The organism is Stutzerimonas stutzeri, from assembly GCF_002890895.1.
Lineage (GTDB): Bacteria > Pseudomonadota > Gammaproteobacteria > Pseudomonadales > Pseudomonadaceae > Stutzerimonas > Stutzerimonas stutzeri_AB.
In genome coordinates, this window is record NZ_POUL01000014.1 from 21,316 (window position 1) to 43,122 (window position 21,807).

Sequence of the window (21,807 nt, forward strand, 5' to 3'; positions counted from 1 at the left end):
TACGTCCTTCAGGGAATCAGAATCACGGCCCAGACCAGGCCGATCAGGCACAGCGCCAGCAGTTGCGCGGCGCTGCCCATATCCTTGGCCTGTTTGGAAAGCGGGTGCAGTTCGAGGGAGATGCGATCGACCGTCGCCTCGATGGCCGAGTTGAGCAGTTCGATGATAAGGCCGAGAAATACCACGGCGATCAGCACCGCACGTTCGACGCGGCTGACATCGAACAGAAACGCCAAAGGAATCAGCAGCAGATTCAGCAGCACCAGCTGGCGGAATGCCGCTTCGCCCATATAAGCGGCCTTGAGACCTGCCGCCGAATAGCCGGAGGCGTACCAGATCCGCGCCAGTCCGCTGCGACCCTTCAGCGCCGCACCGTCAACTGGCACGTCAACGCCGCTTATGGCATCGGTAACCACGCAAGTCGGCTCAGACATCGCAGTGCAACTCGCTGAAGGTGCGGTGGGCGGCCAGCAATCGTTGCCAGTCCAGTTCAGGCATGGCCTGGCGATGACGTCTGAGCTGGCGCAGGTCATGCCGTGCCGCGGCGCTGCGACGAAGCCGGCGACGGCTCTTCTCCAGATCGAGCAGGGCAACCTCGACTCCAGCCGCGTCACCTTCGCCGTGAACCTTGACGAAAATGTGCTTGGGATAGCAGCAACCATGCTGCCAATGCGCCTGATGGATGCACCCGAGGCTAATGCCGACCGCAGCCAGCATGCGTTCCTGTACCGCCGTACCAAAGCGCTCGCCCAGGCCCTGTTGATACCAGTCTTCCAGGCTGATGAAGCCTTCCAGTTCCGCCGTCACCAGCAGCGCCTGCCACTGGCCGGCCAGTTGCCGGGTGCCGCAGTAGACAACTTCGGGTACCCGCACGCCGAGTCGGCCGATGGCCTGTAGCGCCTGAAGTTCACGCAGCACCGTGGGCCTGCCGAACGGATGCAGCCACGAGCGATACAGATGGCCGATCTGGCGTTTGCAGTACAGCAGTGGCTGCTGCGGATCGCGCAGCCGTATCCGTTGCACACCGCTTTCGCCGGCGCGGCGCTGATTGGGCTCCTCGACCCATTCGCCCTGGGTGTTCCACCAGCGTTGAAAGGTGCTGGTGCTCGCTTCACGAGCCGGCAATACGAGTGGTCGGCTCATGCTCACCCCCGCTTGCGCAGCACGTAGACCCGCCACATGGCGTAGCCCGGAAGGAAGTCACTGCGATCGAGGATATCGAAGCCGGCCTCGGCGAATTCCGCCTCGATCACTGAACGCTCGACAACGAAGCGGTTCTGGTTGTCCTTCGCCGGCCGACGACGCTCCAGGCGCTTGCGCTTCCAGGCCTTGTAGTTGCCATCGACCCACAGCGAGACGATCAGCGTGTCGCGTGTGACGCGGTGGAATTCGCGCAGCATCGCCAGCCGGTGCGCCGGATCGGCGATGTGGTGCAGCAGGCGCATGCAGAAGATGCTGTCTACCGCGTTGTCGCCCATGTCGATGGCGAAGGCCGAGGTCTGAAAGCTCTCGACCCGATAAAGGATCTCGCGCGGCTGCGCAGCCTCGGCAATCGCCAGCATGTCAGCCGAGTTGTCGGCGGCAAAGATCATCCGGCTCGGGTGCTCGGCCAGCAGCGGCCAGAAGCGCCCGGCGCCGCACGGCAGGTCGAGTACCAGATCGGGGTCGCCGGCGATCTTCAGCGCGCGCCGCGCCATCTGCTCATCACGCCAGTGCGACAGGCGCCGGGCAGGGCCGTCATGGTGTTTATGCAGGTATTCGTAGGCGTGCTGGCGGTCGTACTTGCGCGAGAACTCCAGTTCGATGGGGCTCGATGTCGTCATGGCGGGCATTCCGATAGGTAACGAAACACCACGCTATCGAGACGCGCATCAAGGCTCTGTCAAATGGATGTGAAAAAAACGTCAAACGCCATCGCTTTTCAGACGCACCTGGAAGCAGCTGCCCTTGGGCTCGCAAGGGGCTACACCCACTGACCACCCCTGATGTGTGCAGATACGCTTGACCAGCGACAGCCCTAACCCCAGGCCCTCCCCCCGGCTGTCGGCGCCGCGCACGAAGGGCTGGAACATGCGTTCCTGCTGCTCCAGCGGAATGCCCATGCCAGTGTCTTCGACGCGAAAGCCGGCGTTTTCGAGAATCAGCCGCACCGAGCCGCTGTCGGTGTAATGCAGGGCATTGCGCAGCAGATTGGACATCACCGAGCCAAGCAGCGTGAGGTTGTATTCGCCGCTGTCCTCGCCTTCGCTGACCACATTGAACGTCAGCCCCTTTTCAAGAAACAGCGGCGCCCAGCGCTCGCTCTGCTCCTGCGCCACGCTGCGCAGGCTGGCGGTGCCGGCAAAGGCGGTCTGCTCCGGCCGGGTCCGCGCCAGCATCAGGAACGTCTGCACCAGCTCGTGCATTTCCTGCGCGGCGCGCTCGATGCGCTGGGCCTGGGTACGCGACTTTTCCGGTAGCTCGGTCTGATCGAGCAGTTCGCAGGCGCCGAGGATGACCATCAGAGGGGTGCGCAGCTCATGGCTGACATCGCTGGTGAACAGCCGCTCGCGCTCCAGGCTCTGGCGCAGTTGGCCAAGGGTACTGTCGAACGCCGCCGCCACATGGCCGACCTCGTCGTCCGGATATTGCAACGCCAGTGGTGGCGCCAGCGGATGCAGCTGATCGCGATGACGAACCTGCTGCGCCAGGCGTGACAGCGGGGCCATGACTTTCCTCGCCATCAACCAGCCAAGCCCCCAGGCACCAAGGATGCTCAGCACGAATCCGGCCAGCACCACCATGAACAATGCGTTCTCGCGCGCCTCGAATTCATGCTGTTCCTCGACCAGCAGATACTTGGCGCCGTCGATTTCGCGTTGATAGACGTAGTAGGCATCCTCGTTACGGACCAGCTCGGTGAACCCATCGGCGAGTCCCCTGAACGCCTCGGGAATGGCGTAGCCAGGCAGGTTCGAGGCGAAGAATCGGGTGACCGCGTCGAGCCGTGGTGCGTCCCCGTGCACCAGGACGTCATTGAGCACACTGTCCAATTCGTGCCCCAGCTCCTGGGTCACCAGATGCTCCTCGATGAAATGCACGACCGCGACGATTCCGAGGGAAAAGGTCCCGCTGACCACCAGCGTCATCAGCGTGAAGGCGATGACGATGCGTCGCGCGAAGGGTTGCTTAGCCAGCATGCTCAGGCTCCGCGAGACGGAAACCGACGCCATGCACGGTGTGCAGCAGTGGTGCCGCGAACGGCTTGTCGAGTACCTGGCGTAGCTGGTGAATATGGCTGCGCAGGCTGTCGCTGTCGGGAACATCATTGCCCCAGAGCGCTTCCTCCAACTGCTCGCGCCGTACCACCGCCGGGCTTTTCTGCATGAGGATCGCCAGCAGTTTGTGGCCGATGGGATTCAATCGCAGCGGCTGCCCGGCGCGGGTTGCCTGGAGGGTATCGAGGTCATAGTGCAGATCACCGACATGCAGTTTGTGTTTGCGCGAGCCCTGGCTGCGCCGCAGGATCGCCTCGATACGGGCGACCAGCTCCGACAGCGCGAACGGCTTGATCAGGTAGTCGTCGGCGCCGGCACCCAGCCCTTGCAGCCGATCATTAAGCGCATCACGGGCCGTTAGCATGATGATCGGGGTGTCCCGCCCGGCATCGTCCCGCAGCCGTTTGCAGACCTGCAGCCCATCGATGCCAGGCAACATGATGTCCAGCACGATCAGGTCGTAGTGCTCGGTGGCAGCCAGATGCAGGCCGCTTAGTCCGTCCTGAGCGCAATCGACCACATAGCCTTTGAGCTCCAGGTAGTCCAGGACGTTAGCCAGGATGTCGCGGTTGTCTTCGATGACCAGAATGCGCATATCGGTTCGCTAGCAGGCAAATGACGGAATTTTCACGCCCTCTTTACGAAGGGCTCACAGGCGGGTGCGCAGACTTCGGCGCGTTCAATCTTGCCTGTGGATCATACGATGACACTCCTGCGCCATGCTCAACTTCGTTATCTGTCCCTGCTGCTCGGCCTCTGGCTGGGCATCTTCCTGATCACCCGTAGCGCCCTGCTTTTTGCCCACTGGCAGGAAGCCGCCAGCGGCCCCATCGGACTATTGCGCGTCTATGGCCTCGGTATGGTCTACGACCTCACTTACCTGGCATTTGCCGCGCTTCCCCTTGGGATTTATCTGCTGCTGTGCCCAAAACGGGTCTGGGCCAGCCGCTGGCACCGCCGTTGGCTGACGGTGCTGATGGGCCTGAGCCTGTACGCCATGCTGTTCACCGCCGTGGCCGAATGGCTGTTCTGGGACGAGTTCGGTGTGCGCTTCAACTTCATCGCGGTGGACTATCTGGTCTACTCCGATGAGGTGGTGAACAACATCCTCGAGTCGTACCCGGTCTACGCGTTGCTCGCTTTGATCGGGCTGGTGGCATTGATCGCCACTGCCGCGTTGCAGCGCCCACTTAGTCGCGCACTGGAGTCACCGAGCCTACCCTGGCGCGGACGCGCGACGGCATTCGCCGGACTGCTGGCGACGGCCCTGGGCGCGGGATTGCTCGTGGGTCAGGACTTTCCGCGCGGCACTGGCGGTAATCCGTATCAGCGCGAGCTGGCGAGCAACGGCCCGTTCCAGTTCTTCGCCGCGTTTCGCAACAATGAGCTGGATTACCAGCAGTTCTACTCGACGTTGCCCGAGGTCGACGTTGCCGCAAGCTTGCGCGCTGAGGTGAGCGAGCCCAACGCCCGCTTCATCGGTCAGGACCCGTTGGACATCCGCCGCGTGATCGACAACCCCGGCCAGCTGCGCAAGCTCAACGTGGTGCTGATCACCGTTGAAAGCCTCAGCGCAAAATACCTCGGCAGCTTTGGCGACACGCGCGGGCTGACGCCCAACCTCGACCGGCTGCGCCAACAGAGCCTGTTCTTCAACAAGTTCTACGCCACCGGCACCCGCACCGACCGCGGCCTTGAAGCCATCACCCTGTCGGTGCCGCCCACGCCCGGTCGCTCCATCGTCAAGCGCATCGGCCGTGAAAGCGGTTTCGCCAGCCTCGGCCAACAGCTGCGGGCGCAGGGCTACGACAGCGTGTTTCTTTACGGCGGGCGCGGTTACTTCGACAACATGAGCGCTTTCTTCAGCGGTAACGGCTATCGCGTAGTGGACCAGAGCAGCGCGGACGAAGCCGACATCCACTTCAAGAACGCCTGGGGCATGGCCGACGAGGACCTCTATCAGCTGGCGATTCGCGAGGCGGATGCCGATTACGCCGTCGGCAAGCCTTTTCTCCTGCAGATGATGACTACCTCCAACCACCGGCCCTACACCTACCCGGACGGTCGCATCGATATTCCGTCCGGCGAGGGCCGTGAAGGCGCGGTGAAATACACCGACGCGACCATCGGCGAGTTCCTGCGCAACGCCCAGAGCAAGCCCTGGTTCAAGGACACCCTGTTCATCATCGTCGCCGACCACACGGCAGGCAGCGCGGGCTCGCAGGATCTGCCGGTCGCCAACTACCACATTCCTCTGTTCATCTACGGGCCGGAACTGGTCGAGCCTCGCGAAATCAACACCCTTGCCAGTCAGATCGACATCGCGCCAACGCTGCTCGGGCTGCTGAATTTGGACTATGCATCGACCTTTTTCGGCCGCAACCTGCTGCGGGACGACGCCAAACCGGGACGGGCGTTGATCGGGAACTACCAGCACCTTGGCCTGTTCGATGGCAAGGACCTGGCCATCCTCAGCCCCCGCCGCTGCGTACGCCGCCACGACGACGCGCTGCAGGCGAGCAACGAGTCCTCTGCCACGCCGGACGACCCGCTGGTGCGCCGCGACATCGCCTACTACCAGGGCGCCAGTTACGACTACGGCCACGCCCTGCTCGGTTGGAAACGCCCACAAACCACCGCCACCCAACTCAGCCAGCGCTGAACCTGTCGGCGCCCTTCGCGGCGCCTCTGGAGTAAAGATGTCCGTCGCGCCGAACACGCCTGCCGCGAGCCGCCCGTTCAACTTCGCCCTTGGCTTCGGCTTGCCGGGATTGTTGATGGTAGCGCTGCTGGTGGGCGAGCCGAGCAACCTCGACTTTGCCCTGTCGCACCTGTTCTATCAGCCCGGCGTCGGTTTCGTCGGGCGCCACAGCTGGCTGCTCGAAGACGTCCTGCATGACCGGATCAAGCAAGCGGTCATCGCGCTTGGCGTACTCGCCATCGCTGGTTTCCTGCTCAGTCTGCTGCCGACGCGGCTGGCCCCGTGGCGCCGGCCGCTGGGCTATCTGGTGCTGGCGTTGGGCCTGTCGACCAGCATCGTCACACCGCTCAAGGCGCTCACAGGCGTGCATTGCCCGTGGAGCCTGGTGGAATTCGGTGGTGCTGAAACCTTCACGCCGCTGCTCAGCGAGCGCGCGCCGACGCTCAAGCCGGGGCGCTGCTGGCCCGGCGGCCACGCCTCGGCAGGCTTTTCGCTGCTGGCGTTGTTTTTCATGCTGCGCGACCGCAGCCCGCGTGCCGCCCGGATCGCCCTGGCGACGGCGCTGGGGTTGGGAACGGTGCTGTCGATTGGGCGGGTGATGCAGGGCGCGCATTTCTTCTCGCACAACCTGTGGACGCTGCTGTTCGACTGGACGATCTGCCTGGCCTGTTACCGGCTGGTGCTGTATCGAGCGACACCGGTCGAGCGGCCGCTGCTCGCGGCCGAACCCGCGGGCTAGTCACCCGCGGCTGGCCTTGAGGCGCACCGGCTTGGTTTCGTGCGCCTTCCATGGACCACGAATGCGCTCAGCGGTGAAAAGCTTCTGCCTTGGCCTGATCCACATGGTGGCGCCATGCCCGGTCGCGATCACGTTCCAGCGCATTGCTGCGCCAGGCTGTCAGCCCACCGGTGTCAATTTGCATCGCCTGGCATTGGCGATAGCCGTCATTCCAACCCTCGGCGTACAACGGCTGGTCCATGTAGCGCGGGACGTCCTTGCGAAACTGAGCCAGCGCGCCGGCAGCCTGGCGGCCGCTGCCGCACCCGGCACGAAAGCCATCGGCATATGCGGGCGGGTATTCGTCGGCGACCAGCAGCTCCGATGCGTTCTGGCAACCGGTCAGGGAGAGTCCGGCGAGCATCATGGTTAGCAGTGCCCGACGGTGAGGTGAAGAACTGTTACGCCGATTACTGGCGCGTTGTGGACGCAAATGGCGAGAAGACATGAGATCACTCGGGCATGAGAAAACGAAGCCCTCGGCAAGCGCCAAGGGCCACCACGGCACGCTTCGAAGTCTGATCTGCGTGCTGTCAGGGTTTCGTCAAGCGGGCGTGAACGAAGTGTGAAAGCGCTGTCCGGCGTTAGCCCCCAGTACGACGGAAGCTGTAGAACAGATTGGGCTCGCTGACGACGAACAGCGTGCCATCGTTATCAAGGGTGACGCCCTCGGGATGCGGCGCAGAATGCCGCAGACCACCGAACCAGCGATTGAGGCTGCGATAGCTGAGCATGCGCCCGCTGTCGCTGAGTTCCATGAGCAAGCGCGACTCGTCGCTGAGCAGGATCAGGTGACCGGTAACGGCATCGAAGTGAATGTCTGACAGATCGGTGGCGAACACCTGGTCCGCGATCCAGTCGCTGCGGTCGCGAATGGTCAGCTGCAGCGGCCCCTCGAGGCTGGCAGCGACTCCACCGACCTCGTACAGCTGCCGAGGGTCGCGTTCCTTGACGATAAACAGCCGGTCGCCCGCTGCATCGTACGTCAGCCCTTCGAAGCCCTTGTTGCCGTTTAGGTTGATCCCGAGCGAGAAGAACTGCGCCTCGGACGCATCAATGGGTCGTGGCTGCGTCGGCAAGCGGAAGATGCTGATCTGTTGCGCTCGCTCATCGGACACGGCCACGCGACCGTGCCCCATGTAGGTCACGCCTTCGATGTCGCCGAAACCCTGCAGCGGATAGCGCTCGAGCAGCTCGCCGCTCTTGCTCAGCGCCACCAACTCAGTCGGCCCGCCGTTCACCACCGCTAGCAGGCGATCCAGATCCGCGTCATAACTGACCGCCGAGAGGTTCCGGCTGATGCCTTCTACCGGCTTGCCATCGATGGATACCGCATAGCCAGGCAACCAGCGGTTCGCCAGATCATGTTGAGTGACGTTCATCTGCCGGGTCAGGTTGAAGTACCAGCGCTCGTTCCAGTGCAGCGCTATTGCTGTGGCACCGAATGCGAACAATAGAGCCGTCAGGCCGACCCAGCGGTAGCGACGGCGGACCATCGCGCCCAGGCGTTGTCGGGTGTAAGAGCCTGCTTGCATCATCTCGGTTCTTTCCTCATCGCTAGCGCTGCCGCCTGTTCTGCACAAAGGAGCAATCGAATGTTCAGCCTGTCTCGCCTCACGTCGCGCCTGCAGCGCTGGGCACGCCAGCTCAAACGTGACGTCATGACGCTCTGGTGCTGTGCTCGCCACCCGGATACGCCCTGGTGGTTGCGGGGGTTACTGGTCTGTGTGGTCGCCTATGCCCTGAGCCCGATCGACCTGATTCCGGACTTCATCCCAGTGCTCGGCTACCTCGACGATCTGCTGCTGTTGCCCCTGGGCATCTGGCTGGCCATACGCCTGATGCCTCCCACCATCCTCAGCGAGTGCCGCGCTCAGGCACTTGACTGGGAAAACACGCCACGCCCGAACAGCCGGGCGGGCGCTGCAGCAGTCGTGCTCATCTGGGTGTTAGCCGCCAGCGCCCTGGCCTACTGGCTGAGCGAGGCGTGATCCACGCGGCCGAGCATAGCCAGGCACATGTGAAAAAATCGTCGTCAGCACGGATCGTTGCACCACGGCAACCGGCTTAAGGCTGCCTTAAGTTTGCGACCCAACAATCGCCCCAGGCTTCTAACCGAGGTTCCCCGATGGAACTGCCCTGGGTTGATCAAACTGACGTACTGGCGCGTATCGGCCGTGAGCCATCACTGACGCTGCAACTGGCGCAGGCCGATGCAGGCGAGCGGCGAACGGCCCTCGAACACTTCATCCGCCAACGCTTCGCCGAGCACTATCAGGCGCAGGTGCGGCACTTCATGCCCTGCCTGCTCGGCCTGCATGGCGACAATGGCGAGGTGCAGGGCGCGGTTGGCCTGCGCAGCGCCCGGCGCCGGCCGCTGTTTCTCGAACGCTATCTGGACGAGCCCATCGAGCAGGCCGTGAGCCAGCGGCATGGGCGTACGGTGCCGCGCGAGGAGATCGTCGAGGTCGGCAACCTCGCCGCCTTCGGCAATGCCTCGGCGCGCCTGCTGATCGTCGCGCTGACCGATCTGCTGGTTGCTCAGGGCTTTCGCTGGGTGGTGTTCACCGGCACGCCGGCACTGCTTAACAGCTTCCAGCGCATGGCGCTCGATCCGCTGCCGCTGGGTCTGGCCGATCCGGCGCGGATGGGCGAGGAGCTGGCCGACTGGGGCAGCTACTACGCCTGCCGGCCGCAGCTGATGGCCGGCGAGATCCTGCCCGGCCACCAGCGCCTGCTGCAGCTCGGCCTCTATGCGCGGCTCGGCTATCAGCCGCTGTTCAATGCCACGGAGGCGCCCCATGCAGCCTGCAGCTGAACGCTTCTGGACGACACTCGACCAGCACGCCGGCATTGCGCTGAGCGAATGGCCGCGCCAACTGAGCTACGCCGAACTGCGCCATGAAGTGGCCGCGCGCGCCAGCCATCTGCAAAGGCTCGGCGTGCAGCGCGTCGCCTTGGCGCTGGATAACGGTCTGGAGTGGGCATTGTGGGATCTGGCCCTGCTGCGCGCCGGGCTGGTCTGCGTGCCGCTGCCGGGATTCTTTTCCCCGGCGCAGCAGGAGCATGTACTGAACCACGCCGGCATCGACTGCCTGATCGGTGCCGTCAGCCCACTCAGCGACCGCTGCGGCTTTCGTCAGAGCGTCGGCGGACTGCTACTGCGCCAGCCGGATGCCGTCACGCCGGTGCCCGACGGCACCCTGAAGATCACCTATACCTCCGGCACCACTGGCCAGCCCAAGGGCGTCTGCCTGGATGCCGAAGCGCAGCTGGCGGTGGCCGAGAGCCTGCGGCAGGCCAGCCTGCCGTGCGACGTGCGACAGCACCTGTGCATGCTGCCGCTGGCGACGCTGCTGGAGAACATCGCTGGGCTCTATGCGCCGCTGCTGGCGGGCGCGCGGGTCGAACTGCGGCCGCTGGCCGAGATCGGCTTCAGCGGCGCGGCGGGCTTCGAGCTGCCGCGCCTGCTCGCCACGCTGAACGCGAGCCAGCCGCACAGCCTGATCCTGTTGCCTCAACTGCTGCTGGCGCTGGTCAGCGCCGCTGAGCAAGGCGTGCCATTACCCGCATCGCTGCGCTTTATCGCGGTGGGTGGCGGTCGCGTGGCGCCGCAACTGCTGGAGCGCGCCGAACGCCTCGGGCTGCCGGTGTTCGAGGGCTACGGCTTGTCCGAATGCGCCTCGGTGGTCTGCCTGAACACACCCGAGGCGCGGCGCATCGGCACGGTCGGCCGGCCGCTGCCACACGTCGAGCTGCGCTTGGCCGACGATGGCGAGGTACTGGTGCGCGGCCCGCACATGCTCGGCTATCTCGGCGAACCGCCGTTGACCGGCGAGTGGCTGGCCACCGGCGACCTAGGCCATTTCGAGGATGGCTTCCTGATCCTGCACGGACGCAAGAAGCATCAGTTCGTCACCGCCTACGGACGCAACGTCAATCCCGAGTGGGTGGAGGCAGAACTGGTACAGCAGGCAGCCATCGCTCAGGCCTGGCTGCATGGCGAGGCGCTGTCGCAGAACGTCGCCGTGCTGGTACCTCGCCGCCCCGAGCTGAGCGATGCCGAGCTGCAGACGGCAGTCGAGCGGGTCAACGCCGGCTTGCCGGACTACGCCCGCGTGCACCACTGGCTGCGCGCCGCCGAGCCCTTCACCGCCGGCAACGGCCTGGCCACCGCCAACGGCCGGCTGCGTCGCAACGCCCTCTTCAACCATTACCAATCGGCGATCAACGCCCTTCTGTCCTGACTTTCGAGGCTCATCATGGATTTCTTCGACCAGCTGCAACACCAGACCAATGCCGAGCGCGAATACCTGCTCCGCGCGCCGATCATCCACGCCGCGCTCGCCGGCACCGCGACCCGCGCGCAGTACATCGCCTTCCTGACTCAGGCCTACCACCACGTCAAGCACACCGTGCCGCTGTTGATGGCCTGCGGCGCACGCCTGCCGGAGCGCCTGGAGTGGCTGCGCGAGGCGATCGCCGAATACATCGAGGAAGAAATTGGCCATCAGGAATGGATCCTCAACGACATCCGCGCCTGTGGCGGCGATGCCGAGGCGGTGCGCCACGGTCAGCCGGCGCTGCCCACCGAGCTGATGGTCGCCTACGTCTACGACCGCATCGCGCGGCACAATCCGGCGAGTTTCTTCGGCATGGTCAACGTGCTGGAGGGCACCAGCATCGCGCTGGCGACCCAAGCCGCCGGCGTGCTGCAGGACAAACTTCAGCTGCCGGCCAAGGCGTTCAGCTACCTGACCTCGCATGGCAGCCTGGACCTGGAGCACATCGAATTCTTCAAGAGGCTGATGAACCGCCTCGACGACGAGGACGACAAGGCCGCGGTGGTGCACACCGCCCGCGTGGTCTATCGCCTCTACGGCGATATCTTCCGCAGCCTGACAGCACAGGAGCACGATCATGCAACTGCGTGACGCGCGCATCCTGCTGACCGGCGCCAGCGGCGGCATCGGCCAGGTGCTGGTGGAGCAGCTTTGCGCGGGCGGCGCCCGGCTGCTGCTGGTCGGTCGCGACAGCCTTGCCCTGGAGGCGCTGACGCGCCGCTATCCGGCGCAGGTCAGCCTGGTCTGCGCCGACCTCACCCAGCGCAGTGGCCGGCATACGGTGCTGGATGCCGCGCGGCGTTTCGGCGGCCTCAACGGCGTGATCAACGCCGCCGGGATCAACCAGTTCAGCCTGCTCGAACAGCAGGACGAGGACGCCATCGCCCGGCTGATCGGCGTCAACGTCACTGCCACGCTGCAGCTGACTCACCTGCTGCTGTCGCTGCTGCGCCAGCAACCGCAGGCGCTGCTGGTCAATCTCGGTTCAACCTTCGGCTCCATCGGCTACCCGGGTTTCGCCGCCTACTGCGCGAGCAAGTTCGCCCTGCGCGGTTTCTCCGAGGCGCTGCGCCGCGAGCTGGCCGACAGTCACGTCAAGGTGCTCTACATCGCCCCGCGCGCCACCCGCACGGCAATGAACAGCGCCGACGTATTGGCGATGAACGATGCGCTGAAGGTCTGCATGGACGACCCGCAGGCCGTCGCGCGGCAGATCGTCCACGCCATCGTCACCGAACGCGAAGAGCTGTACCTCGGCTGGCCGGAAAAACTCTTCGTGCGCCTCAACGGCCTCTTGCCACGGCTGGTCGACCAGGCTCTGCGCAAGCAGCTGCCGGTGATCAAGCGCTTCGCCCGTGCCGACCAGTCGCGGCCGCCCTCGTCCCAACCCACCTCTACCGGAGAACACCCATGAAGCGTCTGCTCGGCCTCTGCGCCCTGATACTGGCCCTGGCCAGCCAACCCTCCTTCGCGCTCAGCCCGGCCGGCGAGTCATCGCTGCGCCAGATCCAGACACGCTGGGCGGAGATCAACTACCAGCTACCCGCGACACAGCGCCAGGCGGCCTTCGCCAGGCTCGCCTCGGAGGCCGAAAGCGCGGTGGCCGGCGAACCCCAGGCTGCCGAGTTGCACATCTGGCACGGCATCGTGCTCAGCACCTGGGCCGGCGCCAAGGGCGGGCTCGGCGCCCTGGGGCTGGTCAAACAGGCCAAGGCCGAACTGGAAACAGCCATCGAACTTGAGCCACAGGCGCTGAATGGCTCGGCCTACACCAGCCTCGCCAGCCTCTACTACCAGGTGCCCGGCTGGCCGATCGGCTTCGGTGACGAGGACAAGGCCGAAGCGCTGTTCAAGCAGGCGCTGGCGCTGAACCCGAACGGCATCGACCCAAACTACTTCCACGGTGATTTCCTCTTGCGTCAGAAACGCTATGACGAAGCGCGCACCGCACTGGAGAAGGCCCTTGCCGCCCCCGCCCGCCCTGGTCGCGAAACTGCCGATGCTGGCCGTCGCGACGAAGCCCAGGCCCTGCTGGCGAAGGTCAAGGAAAAGCTGGAATAACCGCGCTCGGCAGCGTTGAATGCAGAGCAACCCAGGACGACAGGAACGACATGCGCATTCTGCTGGTGGAAGACGATCGTGCCCTCGGTGAGGGCATCCGCACCGCGCTCAAGCCCGAGGGCTACACGGTGGACTGGCTGCAGGACGGCGCCAGCGCGCTGCACGCATTGAGCCACGAGAGCTTCGAGCTGGCCATCCTCGACCTTGGCCTGCCGCGGATGGACGGGCTGGAAGTGCTCAAGCGTCTGCGCGCCAGCGCCAACCCGATCCCGGTGCTGGTGCTCACCGCGCGCGATGCTACCAGTGACCGCATTGCCGGGCTGGACGCCGGCGCCGACGATTATCTGGTCAAGCCCTTCGATGTCGCCGAGCTCAAGGCGCGCCTGCGCGCCCTGCTCCGGCGCAGCTTCAATCGCCCGGAACCGGTGCTGGAGTACCGCGGCATCCTGCTCGACCCGGTCAATCAGCAGGTCAGCTACCAGGGCACCCCAATCAACCTGCCGCGCAAGGAGTTCGTCCTGCTGCATGAGCTGATCGCCCAGCCCGGTCGCGTGCTGACCCGTGATCGGCTGCAGCAGGTGCTCTACGGCTGGGACGAGGAAGTCGAGAGCAACGCGCTGGAGGTGCACATCCACCACCTGCGCAAGAAGTTCTTTCCCGAGCTGATCCGCACCGTGCGCGGGGTCGGCTATCTGGTGGACAAATGCTGAGGCGTTCCATCCGCAACCGCACCCTGGTGCTGGTACTTGGCATCCTGCTGCTGTCGCTGAGCCTGATCTCCTGGCGCAGTTACCGCGACGCTCGCCACGAAATCGAAGAGCTGTTCGACGCTCAGCTGGCACAGAGTGCGCGGCTGGTACAGGGGCTGGTGATGCATGAGATGGAGCCGTCAGCGCGCCAGGCACTGCAGAGCGCTTTGGACGCAGCGGTGAACGCGCGGCGTGACCAAGGGGCGCCCGGGCACGATTACGAAACCAAACTCGGCTTTCAGGTCTATGCCGCAGACGGCATCAGCGTGCTGCAGTCCGCCGGTGCGCCGAACGGCGCCTTGCAGGAGCTGGCCAAGACGGATTCGGCGCCGCCCTTCAGCGGCCTGAGTGGCGGTTATCACGACGTGCAGCTCGATGGGCATGCCTGGCGCCTGTTCCTGCTGCAAGACCGTGAAGACGATCTGTGGATTCTGGTCAGTGAGCGCGACGACGTGCGCGGCGAGCTGGTCGGCAAGATCGCCGGGCGCAGCCTGCTGCCCGACCTGATCGGTCTGCCGCTGTTGGCGCTGCTGATCTGGCTGGCGGTGGGCTTGGGCTTGCGCCCTCTGGCACATATGGCGCAACTGCTGAAGAGTCGCGATCCGGACAACCTCGCGCCACTGCTGCTGGCACCGCTGCCGCAGGAACTGGAGCCGGTGGCCGCCTCGCTCAACCGCCTGCTGCAGCAGGTCAATCAACTGGTCGAGCGGGAAAAACGCTTCATCGCTGACGCGGCACACGAGCTGCGCACGCCGCTGGCAGTACTCCGGGTTCATGCTCAGAACGCGCTGCAGGCCGGCAGCGACGCCGAGCGTGACGAGTCGATCAAGCAGCTGCTTGCCGGCGTCGACCGTACAACACGTGTAGTCACGCAGCTGCTGACCCTCGCCCGGCTTGAGCCCAGCGCTCAGCAGCTGCGCCTGGCGCCGCTGGACCTGTGCAGGCTGACACGCGACACCCTCGCCGAGTTGACGCCATTGTCGATCGCCCGCGAACAGGAGCTCGCGCTGGAAGTTGATGAGCACGCCGACTGCACGCTGACCGGCGATGCCGCGAGCCTGGCGACGCTGTTGCAGAATCTGGTCGGCAACGCGCTGACCTACACGCCCACAGGCGGGCGGGTCGAGGTACAGCTGCGTAGCACCGCCGAGCACTTGACCCTTGAGGTTGCGGACAGCGGGCCCGGCATTGCGCCCGAGCTGCGCGCGCAACTGTTCGAGCGCTTCGTTCGCCTCGGCGACGGCCAGGGCGCGGGGCTCGGCTTGTCGATTGTCGCGCGCATCGCCGAGCTGCACGGCGCGACTGTCGAACTGCTCGATTCGGCATTGGGCGGACTGCGCGTGGTTGTGCGTATCCCCCGTACCTGAGCCTGCCCTCAATCCAAGGCCATCCCCTTCGCGCAGCGCTGGCATACCAACGACGCGACCCGTATCAGCCGCCGCGACCGTGCCTTGAAGCAGGCTAGGCAGCGGCACCGCGTCGAATCGTCGCGACGCTTGCCCGGATAAGATTCGCTTAAGTTTCGAGGCCTAGACTCGCGGCAAGTATCCACACGCGGAGCAGGTGAAATGAACGAGAAACTGATGCCAAGACGCTACGGACGGCTGTCCATTGGCCTGCACTGGCTGATGGTGCTGCTGATTGCAGCGGTCTACGCAACGATTGAACTGAAGGGTAATTTCGCCAAGGGCAGCGAGCCGCGCGAGTTGCTTAAGCAGTGGCACTTCATGCTCGGTTTGTCGGTGTTCATGCTGGTCTGGCTGCGTTTGCTGGCCAGATGGCTGCGCCCGGCGCCGCTCGCCATTGCCAGCGCAGCCTGGGAGCAACGGCTGGCCAAGCTGGCGCACCTGGCGTTGTACGGCCTGATGATCGGACTGCCGCTGCTGGGCTGGCTGACACTGAGTGCTGCGGGCAAGCCGATTCCCTTCTTTGGCCTGGAGCTGCCGGCCCTGCTCTCACCGGACAAGAACCTGGCCGGCGATATCAAGGAAATTCACGAAACCGTGGCCGAGCTCGGTTACTGGCTGATTGGTCTGCATGCCGCAGCCGCGCTGTTTCACCATTATGTTCGCCGCGACGACGTTCTGCGGCGGATGCTGCCGCAGCGACAAAGCTGACCCAGGCACGAAGACGCCCGGCCGACTCCTCAACGACCGGGCGTTTTCGTGTGTCAGCCGAGCAACTCGCTGAACGGCAGGTACTCCACCACTTCACCCGCTTCCAACGTGCGGTTGCGTTCGACGAGGGCCAGACCTTCGGCCCAGCTGGCCGAGGTCAGCATCGCCGAGCCCTGCCGCGGGTGCAGGCATACGCGCATCTCGCCGTCGACCTGCTCCAACCGAGCGCGCAGATACTGGCGGCGGTTGTTCGGCTTGCGCCAGGCGAAGCCAGCGGTCAGGCGCAGCGGCTTGGGCAGCACCTCGGTGCAACCCTGAGCACTGAGCAGGAACGGCCGCGCCACCACCAGCGAGGTGATCAGCGCTGCAGCCGGGTTGCCTGGCAGACCGATCCACGGTTTGCCATTGACCTCGCCAAACGCCAGCGGCTTGCCCGGCTGGATCGCCAGCCGCCACATGTGCAGCTCGCCCAGTTCGCGGATCGCCTGTTTGAGGTGATCCTCCTCGCCGACCGAGACGCCACCGGAGGTGATCAACATGTCCCATTCGGAGGCTGCCAGCGCCAGGGCGTCACGGCTGGCGGCCAGCTCATCGACGAGAATTTCGTAGTCGTGAACCTCCATCCCGAGGCTGCGCAGCACGCTGAGCAGACAGTAGCGGTTGGAGTTGTAGATCTGTCCCGGCGCCAGCGGCTCGCCGGGCTCACGCAGTTCGTTGCCGCTGGACAGCAAGCCGATGCGCAGCCGCCGATAGACCGCGACGCGGGCCACGCCGAAGCTCGCCAGTAATCCGATTTCCTGCGGTCGCAAGCGCTTGCCGGCTTGCAGCACCGCCTCGCCGGTCTTCACCTCTTCGCCTTGCCGACGCACATGGGCGCCTGGGGTAACCCCAGGCAGATGCACGCGGTCCGCCTCGACCTGACAGTCTTCCTGCGCCACCACGGTGTCGGCACCCGGCGGCAGCGGCGCGCCGGTAAAGATGCGCACGGCGTGGCCAGCAGGCAGTTGCTGGTCGGCCGCATCACCGGCGGCGATGCGCCCGGCCAGTGGCAGCCAACCGCCGTCGGCCGACAGGTCGGCCGCGCGCAGGGCGTAGCCGTCCATTGCACTGTTGTCCCAGGCCGGCACCGGGAAAGGTGCGTCGAGCGATTCGGCCAGCACCCGGCCAAGGGCATCGGCCAGCGCCACATGCTCCACCGGCGGCAGCGCCGGCACCCGCGCCAGCAGTTCGGCGATGGCCTCGTCGACCGGCTTCAGGCCGCTGGTGTCGCAGCCACCGGCGCTCATGAGCGTGGCCCGCAGTATTCGACCGCGGAAGCCTTGAGGTGCGGAACGAAGTTGCAGGGCTTGGTGCGGCTGTCCAGCTGCTCGACGAGGATCTTGTTCCAGGCGGTACGGCAGGCGTTGGTCGAGCCCGGCATGCAGCAAACCAGCGTGCCGTTGCTCATACCGGCCAGCGCGCGGGATTGCACGGTGGAGGTGCCGATCTCGCCCAGCGAAACGTAGCGGAACAGCTCGCCGAAGCCATCGACGTCCTTGTCCAGCAGCGGCTGTACCGCCTGTGGAGTGTTGTCGCGGGCGGTGAAGCCGGTACCACCGGTCACCAGCACGACCTGAACGTTGTCGCTGGCGATCCAGCTGCAGACGCGGGCGCGGATCTGCCAGATGTCGTCCTTGACGATAGCCCGTTCGGCCAAGGTATGGCCGGCGCTCTGCAGGCCGTCGATCAGCGCCTGACCGGAGGTGTCGGAATCGATGTTGCGGGTGTCGCTCACCGTAAGCACCGCGATGCTCAGGGCCTGAAATTCGGTGTTGGACAGATGAGCCATGGCTCGAAACTCCTTTGAAGATGTGTGCACAGGCTGCACCCGTGCCGTATGCGAACCCATTCCCCTTTGGAGGTATGCGCGCGCTGAGTGGTGCCGTGAGCGTTGCAGGCGATGGCACCAGCGGTTTCGGCCACAAGCTCCGATCGCGGCAGCTGGGCATGTGGGTCAAACCGGCAATGGCGGCCGATGGTAGCGAATTAAGCGGTCGGCTCGTAGCCTATGGGTCGTTGGCTCAACCGCCGCTGACGTTCATGAAACGCAATACCTGGACCTCCCCGCCACTGGAGAATTCGTGGCGCAAGGGCTTGCGCTGCAATGCGGCGTGAATCGCATCGATCGCCGGCTGATCACAGGTCGGGTGGCGACGCAGCAAGGCACGCAGGTCAATGGCGTTCTCGTGGCCCAGGCACAGCAGCAGGCGCCCTTCCACTGTCAGCCGCACGCGGTTGCAGGTGGCGCAGAAATTGTGTGAATGCGGCGAGATGAAGCCGATGCGCGTCTGCGGATGCTCCGGCAGGCGCACGTAACGTGCCGGGCCGCCGCTCTGCTCGGCCGAGTCGATCAGCGTGTGCCTTTCGGCGATCAGCGCCTTTACCTCGTCACTGGAGCAGAAACGCTCGCCGCGCGAACGACCGACGTCACCCAGCGGCATTTCCTCGATGAAGCTCAGGTCCAGCCCACCGGCGATGGCGAAGTCCACCAGGTCTGCGACTTCCTCGGCGTTGCGGCCCTTCATCACCACAGCATTTAGCTTTATCCGCTGAAAGCCGGCATCGCGCGCCGCCTCGATGCCGTCGAGCACCTGCTGCAGCTGACCGGTGCGGGTGATGGCGTGAAATTTGGCTGCATCCAGACTATCCAGGCTGATGTTCAGCCGCTTGACCCCGGCGCGTGCCAAGGGTGCAGCGAGCTTGACCAGTTGTGAGCCGTTGGTGGTCATCACCAGTTCGCGCAGACCGGGCAGTGCCGCGATGCGCTCGCAGAGGCCGACGATGCCCTGGCGCACCAGCGGTTCGCCGCCGGTGAGGCGAATCTTCTTGACCCCCAGGCCGACGAAGATCCGCGCGATGCGTTCCAGCTCCTCCAGGCCGAGCACCTGCTGGCGCGGCAGGAAAGTCATGTCCTCGGCCATGCAGTAGACGCAGCGGAAGTCGCAGCGGTCGGTCACCGACATGCGCAGGTAATCGATCTGGCGGCCGTGGGCATCGCGTAGTTCAGTCATCGAGAACACCTCTGAAACCTCGTAGGGTGGATGACGCTTTTTTCATCCACCATTGGCCCCGCCCGGTGGCGCGACCCGGTGGGGTGGTGCGAGTGCCGCCGCTTCCATCCACCGCCAGCCCGCAAAGGTGGATGGGTGAAGCGTCATCCACCCTACGTCTCCGTTACTGCATCAGTGGCGTGTCCGCGCCCTGCATCTGGATGCCATCGATGTGCGCCGCACCCACCAGGTTCTGCAGGTACTGGCTGACGCCGATCTGCCAGACCCGCTGGTTGAGCTCGGCGCGGATCGAACCGGCGACGACCTCGTAGGGCAGCTGTTCGCCTTCTATGCGCTGGTCGACGGCCACAAGGTGATAGCCGTAGCGGCTCTCCAGCGGTTGCTGGCAGAGGCCGACCGGCAGACGGAACAGCTGACGCTCGAACTCCGGCACCGTCTGGCCCTTGCTGATCTGCCCCAGCGCGCCGCCCTGTGCCTTCGACGGGCAGGCCGAGTGCTGCAGCGCCAGTTCAGCGAAGCGTTGCGGGGCGGCCTGCAGCTGCCTGATCAATTCCAAGGCCAGTTCACGCGCCAGACTGCGGGCCTCGGCATCGTCCGCCGGACAGGCCAGCAGAATATGCCGTGCGGCCAGCAAGGGTGCGCTGAAGAAGCGCTGCTGGTTGCCGTGGTAGTACTGCCGGCAGGCGGCCTCATCAGCCAGCGGCAGCGGCACTTCCTGCTCGATCAGGGTGCGGGTGGCCGCCTCTTCCTCGCTCTCGCCGGACTCGGCTCGCACCACCAGCCCCAGCTCGCCGATGCGCTGCTGCAACAGCTCGCGCAACACCAGCGCCTGGGTCGCCAGGTAGACGGCCTCATCACGGCTTTCGGCCGGGTGATATTGCAGTTCCTGGGCGATGGCCTGAGAGGCGATCGCCACGCCGTTGACGTGGACCCGCGGCCACTCCTGTTCACTGCTGGCGATCAGCGAGGGTTCGCCGGGCGCCTGTTCAGCCGCAGTATGGGTTTGAACTTCGTTCGCCAGCGCCTCGAACAGCGGGGCATCGACCGGCACTTCGATCTCCAGGCGCGCGCCGCCACCGCAGCCGCCTCCGCCTGTGCTTCCACCACATCCACAACCCATGATGATCACCTCGCTAAAGCCGTATGAAGGTTTGGTCGATTCAGCCAGAACGGCTGACGCAAAGTGCGCCAGCCGCCGAGTCATCACGCCGGGGTTTTGCTCTTCGCCGTGGCGTAACCGGGTACAGCCGTAGGCGCGGACGTTTCGCGGGCCGGCGCTTCATAGGTACGCGGACGCTGCGGGCGTGGCATGGCCGGTTTGACGCCCTTCTGCCGAACGATCTGGTAGCGCCGTCCCAGGTACCACACCGGCGCGCTGACGATGTGCACCAGACGGGTGAAGGGGAACAGCACGAACAGGGTCACGCCGAGGAACACGTGCAGCTTGTAAATGATGCCGACCGACTCGATGGCGCCCGCAGCCTTGACTGGCTGCAGGGTGACCAGGCTCTGCGCCCAGGTGCCCAGCAGCACCATCACCGAACCGTCCAGATGGCCGGTGGAGGCGACGATGGTCAGCAGACCCAGTACCAGCTGCGCCAGCAGCACGAAGAGAATCATGATGTCGCTGGAACTGGAGGTGGCCCGCACGCGGGCGTCGGTCAGGCGGCGACGGATCAGCATCGATAAACCGATCAGGCAGAGAATGCCGAAGAAGCCACCGGACACCATCGCCACAACCTGCTTCTGGCCGCTGCTGATGAAGTGGTGGTACAGCGCCTCGGGCATCAGCAGGCCGACGAAGTGGCCGGCCAGGATGAAGAGGATGCCGACGTGGAACAGGTTGCTCGCCAGGCGCATGCGGTTGTTCGACAGCATCTGACTGGAGCCAGCCTTCCAGCTGTATTGCGACAGGTCGAAGCGCGCCCAGCTACCGATCAGGCAGATGGCCAGGGCGATGTAGGGGTAGGCCCCGAACAGTAGGAAATTGAAGTTAGACATTGCGCACCTCCTGGGCGAGCGCGGCGGCCTGCCCGTCATGCTTGAAATCGGTCCAGTGCAGCGGCACCGGGCTTTCCTCGCGGGCCTTGCCCGGCCCGCTCGGCATGGATGGGCAGCGATCCTGCTGCTCGGCCTTCAGGAAATCGACCTGTTCCTCCTCCCAGATCCTGTCCAGCGCTTCCAGCGAGTCGTCACGCTCCTCGGCGGCGACCTGCTCCTGCAGGCCGGCCAGGGTTTCCTGTACCGGCTCGCCGGCGATCTGCAGCAGTGCGCTGAAGCACGCGGCATGCGGGCTTTCGCGCTCCTGCAGACGCGCCGCCAGCAGCGCCAGCAGGTGCGACACGTCGGCCAGCCCTTCGCGTGCTTCGAGGTCCTCGCGGGTGGCGAGGTATTCGAGGTACAGCGGGATGTAGTCCGGCAACTCGCGGACGCCGATGTCGAAACCGGCCTCGGTGTATTGCGCCATCAGGTCGACCATGGCCTGACCGCGGTCACGGGATTCGCCGTGCACGTGCTCGAACAACAGCAGTGACAGGGCGCGGCCGCGGTCGAACAGGTCGGTGTAGCGTTCCTGCACGTCCATCAGGTCGCCCTCGGTCAGCTCGTCGAGCAGGCGCCGCAGCGCGATGCGCTGCGCAGGGCTGATCTCGCGGGCCGCGCCGATGGCCTGGGCCAGCTCCGCATGGCCGTCGCGCAAGTGCTGGTCGGGGTAGTCGAGCAGCAGGGATATCACTTTAAGGATGCGCATGG

The 21,807-nt window shown here is 65.2% G+C and carries 24 protein-coding genes; 11 read left to right on the plus strand and 13 right to left on the minus strand.

Going from position 1 to position 21,807, the window contains the following annotated elements:
- Positions 1-8: 8 nt before the first annotated feature.
- From CXK96_RS19470 to CXK96_RS19490, 5 genes are all read right to left on the minus strand, one after another.
- A complete protein-coding gene (locus CXK96_RS19470) occupies positions 9-434 on the minus strand; it encodes a diacylglycerol kinase (protein ID WP_234484520.1) in 426 nt (141 codons plus the stop codon).
- The gene (locus CXK96_RS19475; protein WP_102838081.1) at positions 427-1,143 is read right to left on the minus strand and encodes a lipopolysaccharide kinase InaA family protein; all 717 of its coding nucleotides are present in this window, start codon (positions 1,141-1,143) and stop codon (positions 427-429) included. The genes CXK96_RS19470 and CXK96_RS19475 overlap by 8 nt, the downstream gene beginning before the upstream one ends.
- Positions 1,144-1,145: 2 nt before the next feature.
- Positions 1,146-1,823, minus strand: a complete 678-nt coding sequence (locus CXK96_RS19480; RefSeq protein ID WP_102838082.1) for a class I SAM-dependent methyltransferase — start codon at positions 1,821-1,823, stop codon at positions 1,146-1,148.
- Between the two features lie 81 nt (positions 1,824-1,904).
- On the minus strand, positions 1,905-3,179 hold the full coding sequence (locus CXK96_RS19485) for a sensor histidine kinase (RefSeq protein WP_014821491.1): 1,275 nt from the start codon (positions 3,177-3,179) through the stop codon (positions 1,905-1,907).
- Complete coding sequence (locus CXK96_RS19490) at positions 3,169-3,852, minus strand: response regulator transcription factor (protein WP_014821492.1); 684 nt, start codon at positions 3,850-3,852, stop codon at positions 3,169-3,171. Before CXK96_RS19490 ends, CXK96_RS19485 begins: the two co-directional genes overlap by 11 nt.
- 108 nt (positions 3,853-3,960) lie before the next feature.
- Here CXK96_RS19490 and CXK96_RS19495 point away from each other — a divergent pair, with 108 nt between their 5' ends.
- Complete coding sequence (locus CXK96_RS19495) at positions 3,961-5,919, plus strand: LTA synthase family protein (RefSeq protein WP_102838083.1); 1,959 nt, start codon at positions 3,961-3,963, stop codon at positions 5,917-5,919.
- 37 nt (positions 5,920-5,956) lie between these two features.
- The gene (locus tag CXK96_RS19500) at positions 5,957-6,697 is read left to right on the plus strand and encodes a phosphatase PAP2 family protein (RefSeq protein WP_102838084.1); all 741 of its coding nucleotides are present in this window, start codon (positions 5,957-5,959) and stop codon (positions 6,695-6,697) included.
- A gap of 67 nt (positions 6,698-6,764) precedes the next feature.
- Here the strand turns inward: CXK96_RS19500 and CXK96_RS19505 are convergent, their stop codons facing one another.
- A complete protein-coding gene (locus CXK96_RS19505; protein ID WP_102838085.1) occupies positions 6,765-7,103 on the minus strand; it encodes a hypothetical protein in 339 nt (112 codons plus the stop codon).
- Positions 7,104-7,320: 217 nt separating this feature from the next.
- Positions 7,321-8,274, minus strand: coding sequence for an SdiA-regulated domain-containing protein (locus tag CXK96_RS19510; RefSeq protein WP_102838086.1), 954 nt, complete (start codon positions 8,272-8,274; stop codon positions 7,321-7,323).
- A gap of 57 nt (positions 8,275-8,331) precedes the next feature.
- Here CXK96_RS19510 and CXK96_RS19515 point away from each other — a divergent pair, with 57 nt between their 5' ends.
- The 9 genes from CXK96_RS19515 (at position 8,332) to CXK96_RS19555 (ending at position 16,006) form a co-directional block, all read left to right on the plus strand.
- Positions 8,332-8,727 (plus strand): YkvA family protein, encoded by a 396-nt coding sequence (locus tag CXK96_RS19515; protein ID WP_102838087.1) that lies wholly within the window; start codon positions 8,332-8,334, stop codon positions 8,725-8,727.
- 137 nt (positions 8,728-8,864) lie between these two features.
- The gene (locus CXK96_RS19520; RefSeq protein ID WP_102838088.1) at positions 8,865-9,554 is read left to right on the plus strand and encodes a thermostable hemolysin; all 690 of its coding nucleotides are present in this window, start codon (positions 8,865-8,867) and stop codon (positions 9,552-9,554) included.
- Positions 9,538-10,983: an AMP-binding protein gene (locus CXK96_RS19525; protein WP_102838089.1), complete on the plus strand. Its 1,446-nt coding sequence runs from the start codon at positions 9,538-9,540 to the stop codon at positions 10,981-10,983. The genes CXK96_RS19520 and CXK96_RS19525 overlap by 17 nt, the downstream gene beginning before the upstream one ends.
- 15 nt (positions 10,984-10,998) lie before the next feature.
- Positions 10,999-11,670 carry a TenA family transcriptional regulator gene (locus CXK96_RS19530; protein WP_102838090.1) on the plus strand — a complete coding sequence of 224 codons (672 nt, stop codon included), beginning with the start codon at positions 10,999-11,001 and terminating at the stop codon, positions 11,668-11,670.
- On the plus strand, positions 11,657-12,493 hold the full coding sequence (locus CXK96_RS19535; protein WP_102838091.1) for an SDR family oxidoreductase: 837 nt from the start codon (positions 11,657-11,659) through the stop codon (positions 12,491-12,493). Before CXK96_RS19530 ends, CXK96_RS19535 begins: the two co-directional genes overlap by 14 nt.
- Positions 12,490-13,140 (plus strand): tetratricopeptide repeat protein, encoded by a 651-nt coding sequence (locus tag CXK96_RS19540; RefSeq protein WP_102838092.1) that lies wholly within the window; start codon positions 12,490-12,492, stop codon positions 13,138-13,140. Before CXK96_RS19535 ends, CXK96_RS19540 begins: the two co-directional genes overlap by 4 nt.
- A 50-nt stretch (positions 13,141-13,190) precedes the next feature.
- Complete coding sequence (locus tag CXK96_RS19545) at positions 13,191-13,850, plus strand: response regulator (RefSeq protein ID WP_014821503.1); 660 nt, start codon at positions 13,191-13,193, stop codon at positions 13,848-13,850.
- Positions 13,844-15,256: an ATP-binding protein gene (locus tag CXK96_RS19550; RefSeq protein ID WP_102838093.1), complete on the plus strand. Its 1,413-nt coding sequence runs from the start codon at positions 13,844-13,846 to the stop codon at positions 15,254-15,256. Before CXK96_RS19545 ends, CXK96_RS19550 begins: the two co-directional genes overlap by 7 nt.
- A gap of 201 nt (positions 15,257-15,457) precedes the next feature.
- The gene (locus CXK96_RS19555; RefSeq protein ID WP_102838094.1) at positions 15,458-16,006 is read left to right on the plus strand and encodes a cytochrome b; all 549 of its coding nucleotides are present in this window, start codon (positions 15,458-15,460) and stop codon (positions 16,004-16,006) included.
- 53 nt (positions 16,007-16,059) lie between these two features.
- Here CXK96_RS19555 and glp read toward each other — a convergent pair whose 3' ends face one another.
- From glp to narJ, 6 genes are all read right to left on the minus strand, one after another.
- On the minus strand, positions 16,060-17,292 hold the full coding sequence (gene glp, locus CXK96_RS19560) for a gephyrin-like molybdotransferase Glp (protein WP_102838095.1): 1,233 nt from the start codon (positions 17,290-17,292) through the stop codon (positions 16,060-16,062).
- Complete coding sequence (gene moaB / locus CXK96_RS19565; RefSeq protein WP_102838096.1) at positions 17,289-17,834, minus strand: molybdenum cofactor biosynthesis protein B; 546 nt, start codon at positions 17,832-17,834, stop codon at positions 17,289-17,291. The genes glp and moaB overlap by 4 nt, the downstream gene beginning before the upstream one ends.
- A gap of 232 nt (positions 17,835-18,066) precedes the next feature.
- Positions 18,067-19,056 carry a GTP 3',8-cyclase MoaA gene (gene moaA / locus CXK96_RS19570; protein WP_102838097.1) on the minus strand — a complete coding sequence of 330 codons (990 nt, stop codon included), beginning with the start codon at positions 19,054-19,056 and terminating at the stop codon, positions 18,067-18,069.
- Between the two features lie 163 nt (positions 19,057-19,219).
- The gene (locus CXK96_RS19575; protein ID WP_102838142.1) at positions 19,220-20,176 is read right to left on the minus strand and encodes a peptidylprolyl isomerase; all 957 of its coding nucleotides are present in this window, start codon (positions 20,174-20,176) and stop codon (positions 19,220-19,222) included.
- An 83-nt stretch (positions 20,177-20,259) separates the two neighbouring features.
- A complete protein-coding gene (gene narI / locus CXK96_RS19580; protein ID WP_102838098.1) occupies positions 20,260-21,057 on the minus strand; it encodes a respiratory nitrate reductase subunit gamma in 798 nt (265 codons plus the stop codon).
- On the minus strand, positions 21,050-21,805 hold the full coding sequence (narJ, locus tag CXK96_RS19585) for a nitrate reductase molybdenum cofactor assembly chaperone (RefSeq protein ID WP_102838099.1): 756 nt from the start codon (positions 21,803-21,805) through the stop codon (positions 21,050-21,052). Before narJ ends, narI begins: the two co-directional genes overlap by 8 nt.
- Between the last annotated feature and the right edge of the window lie 2 nt (positions 21,806-21,807).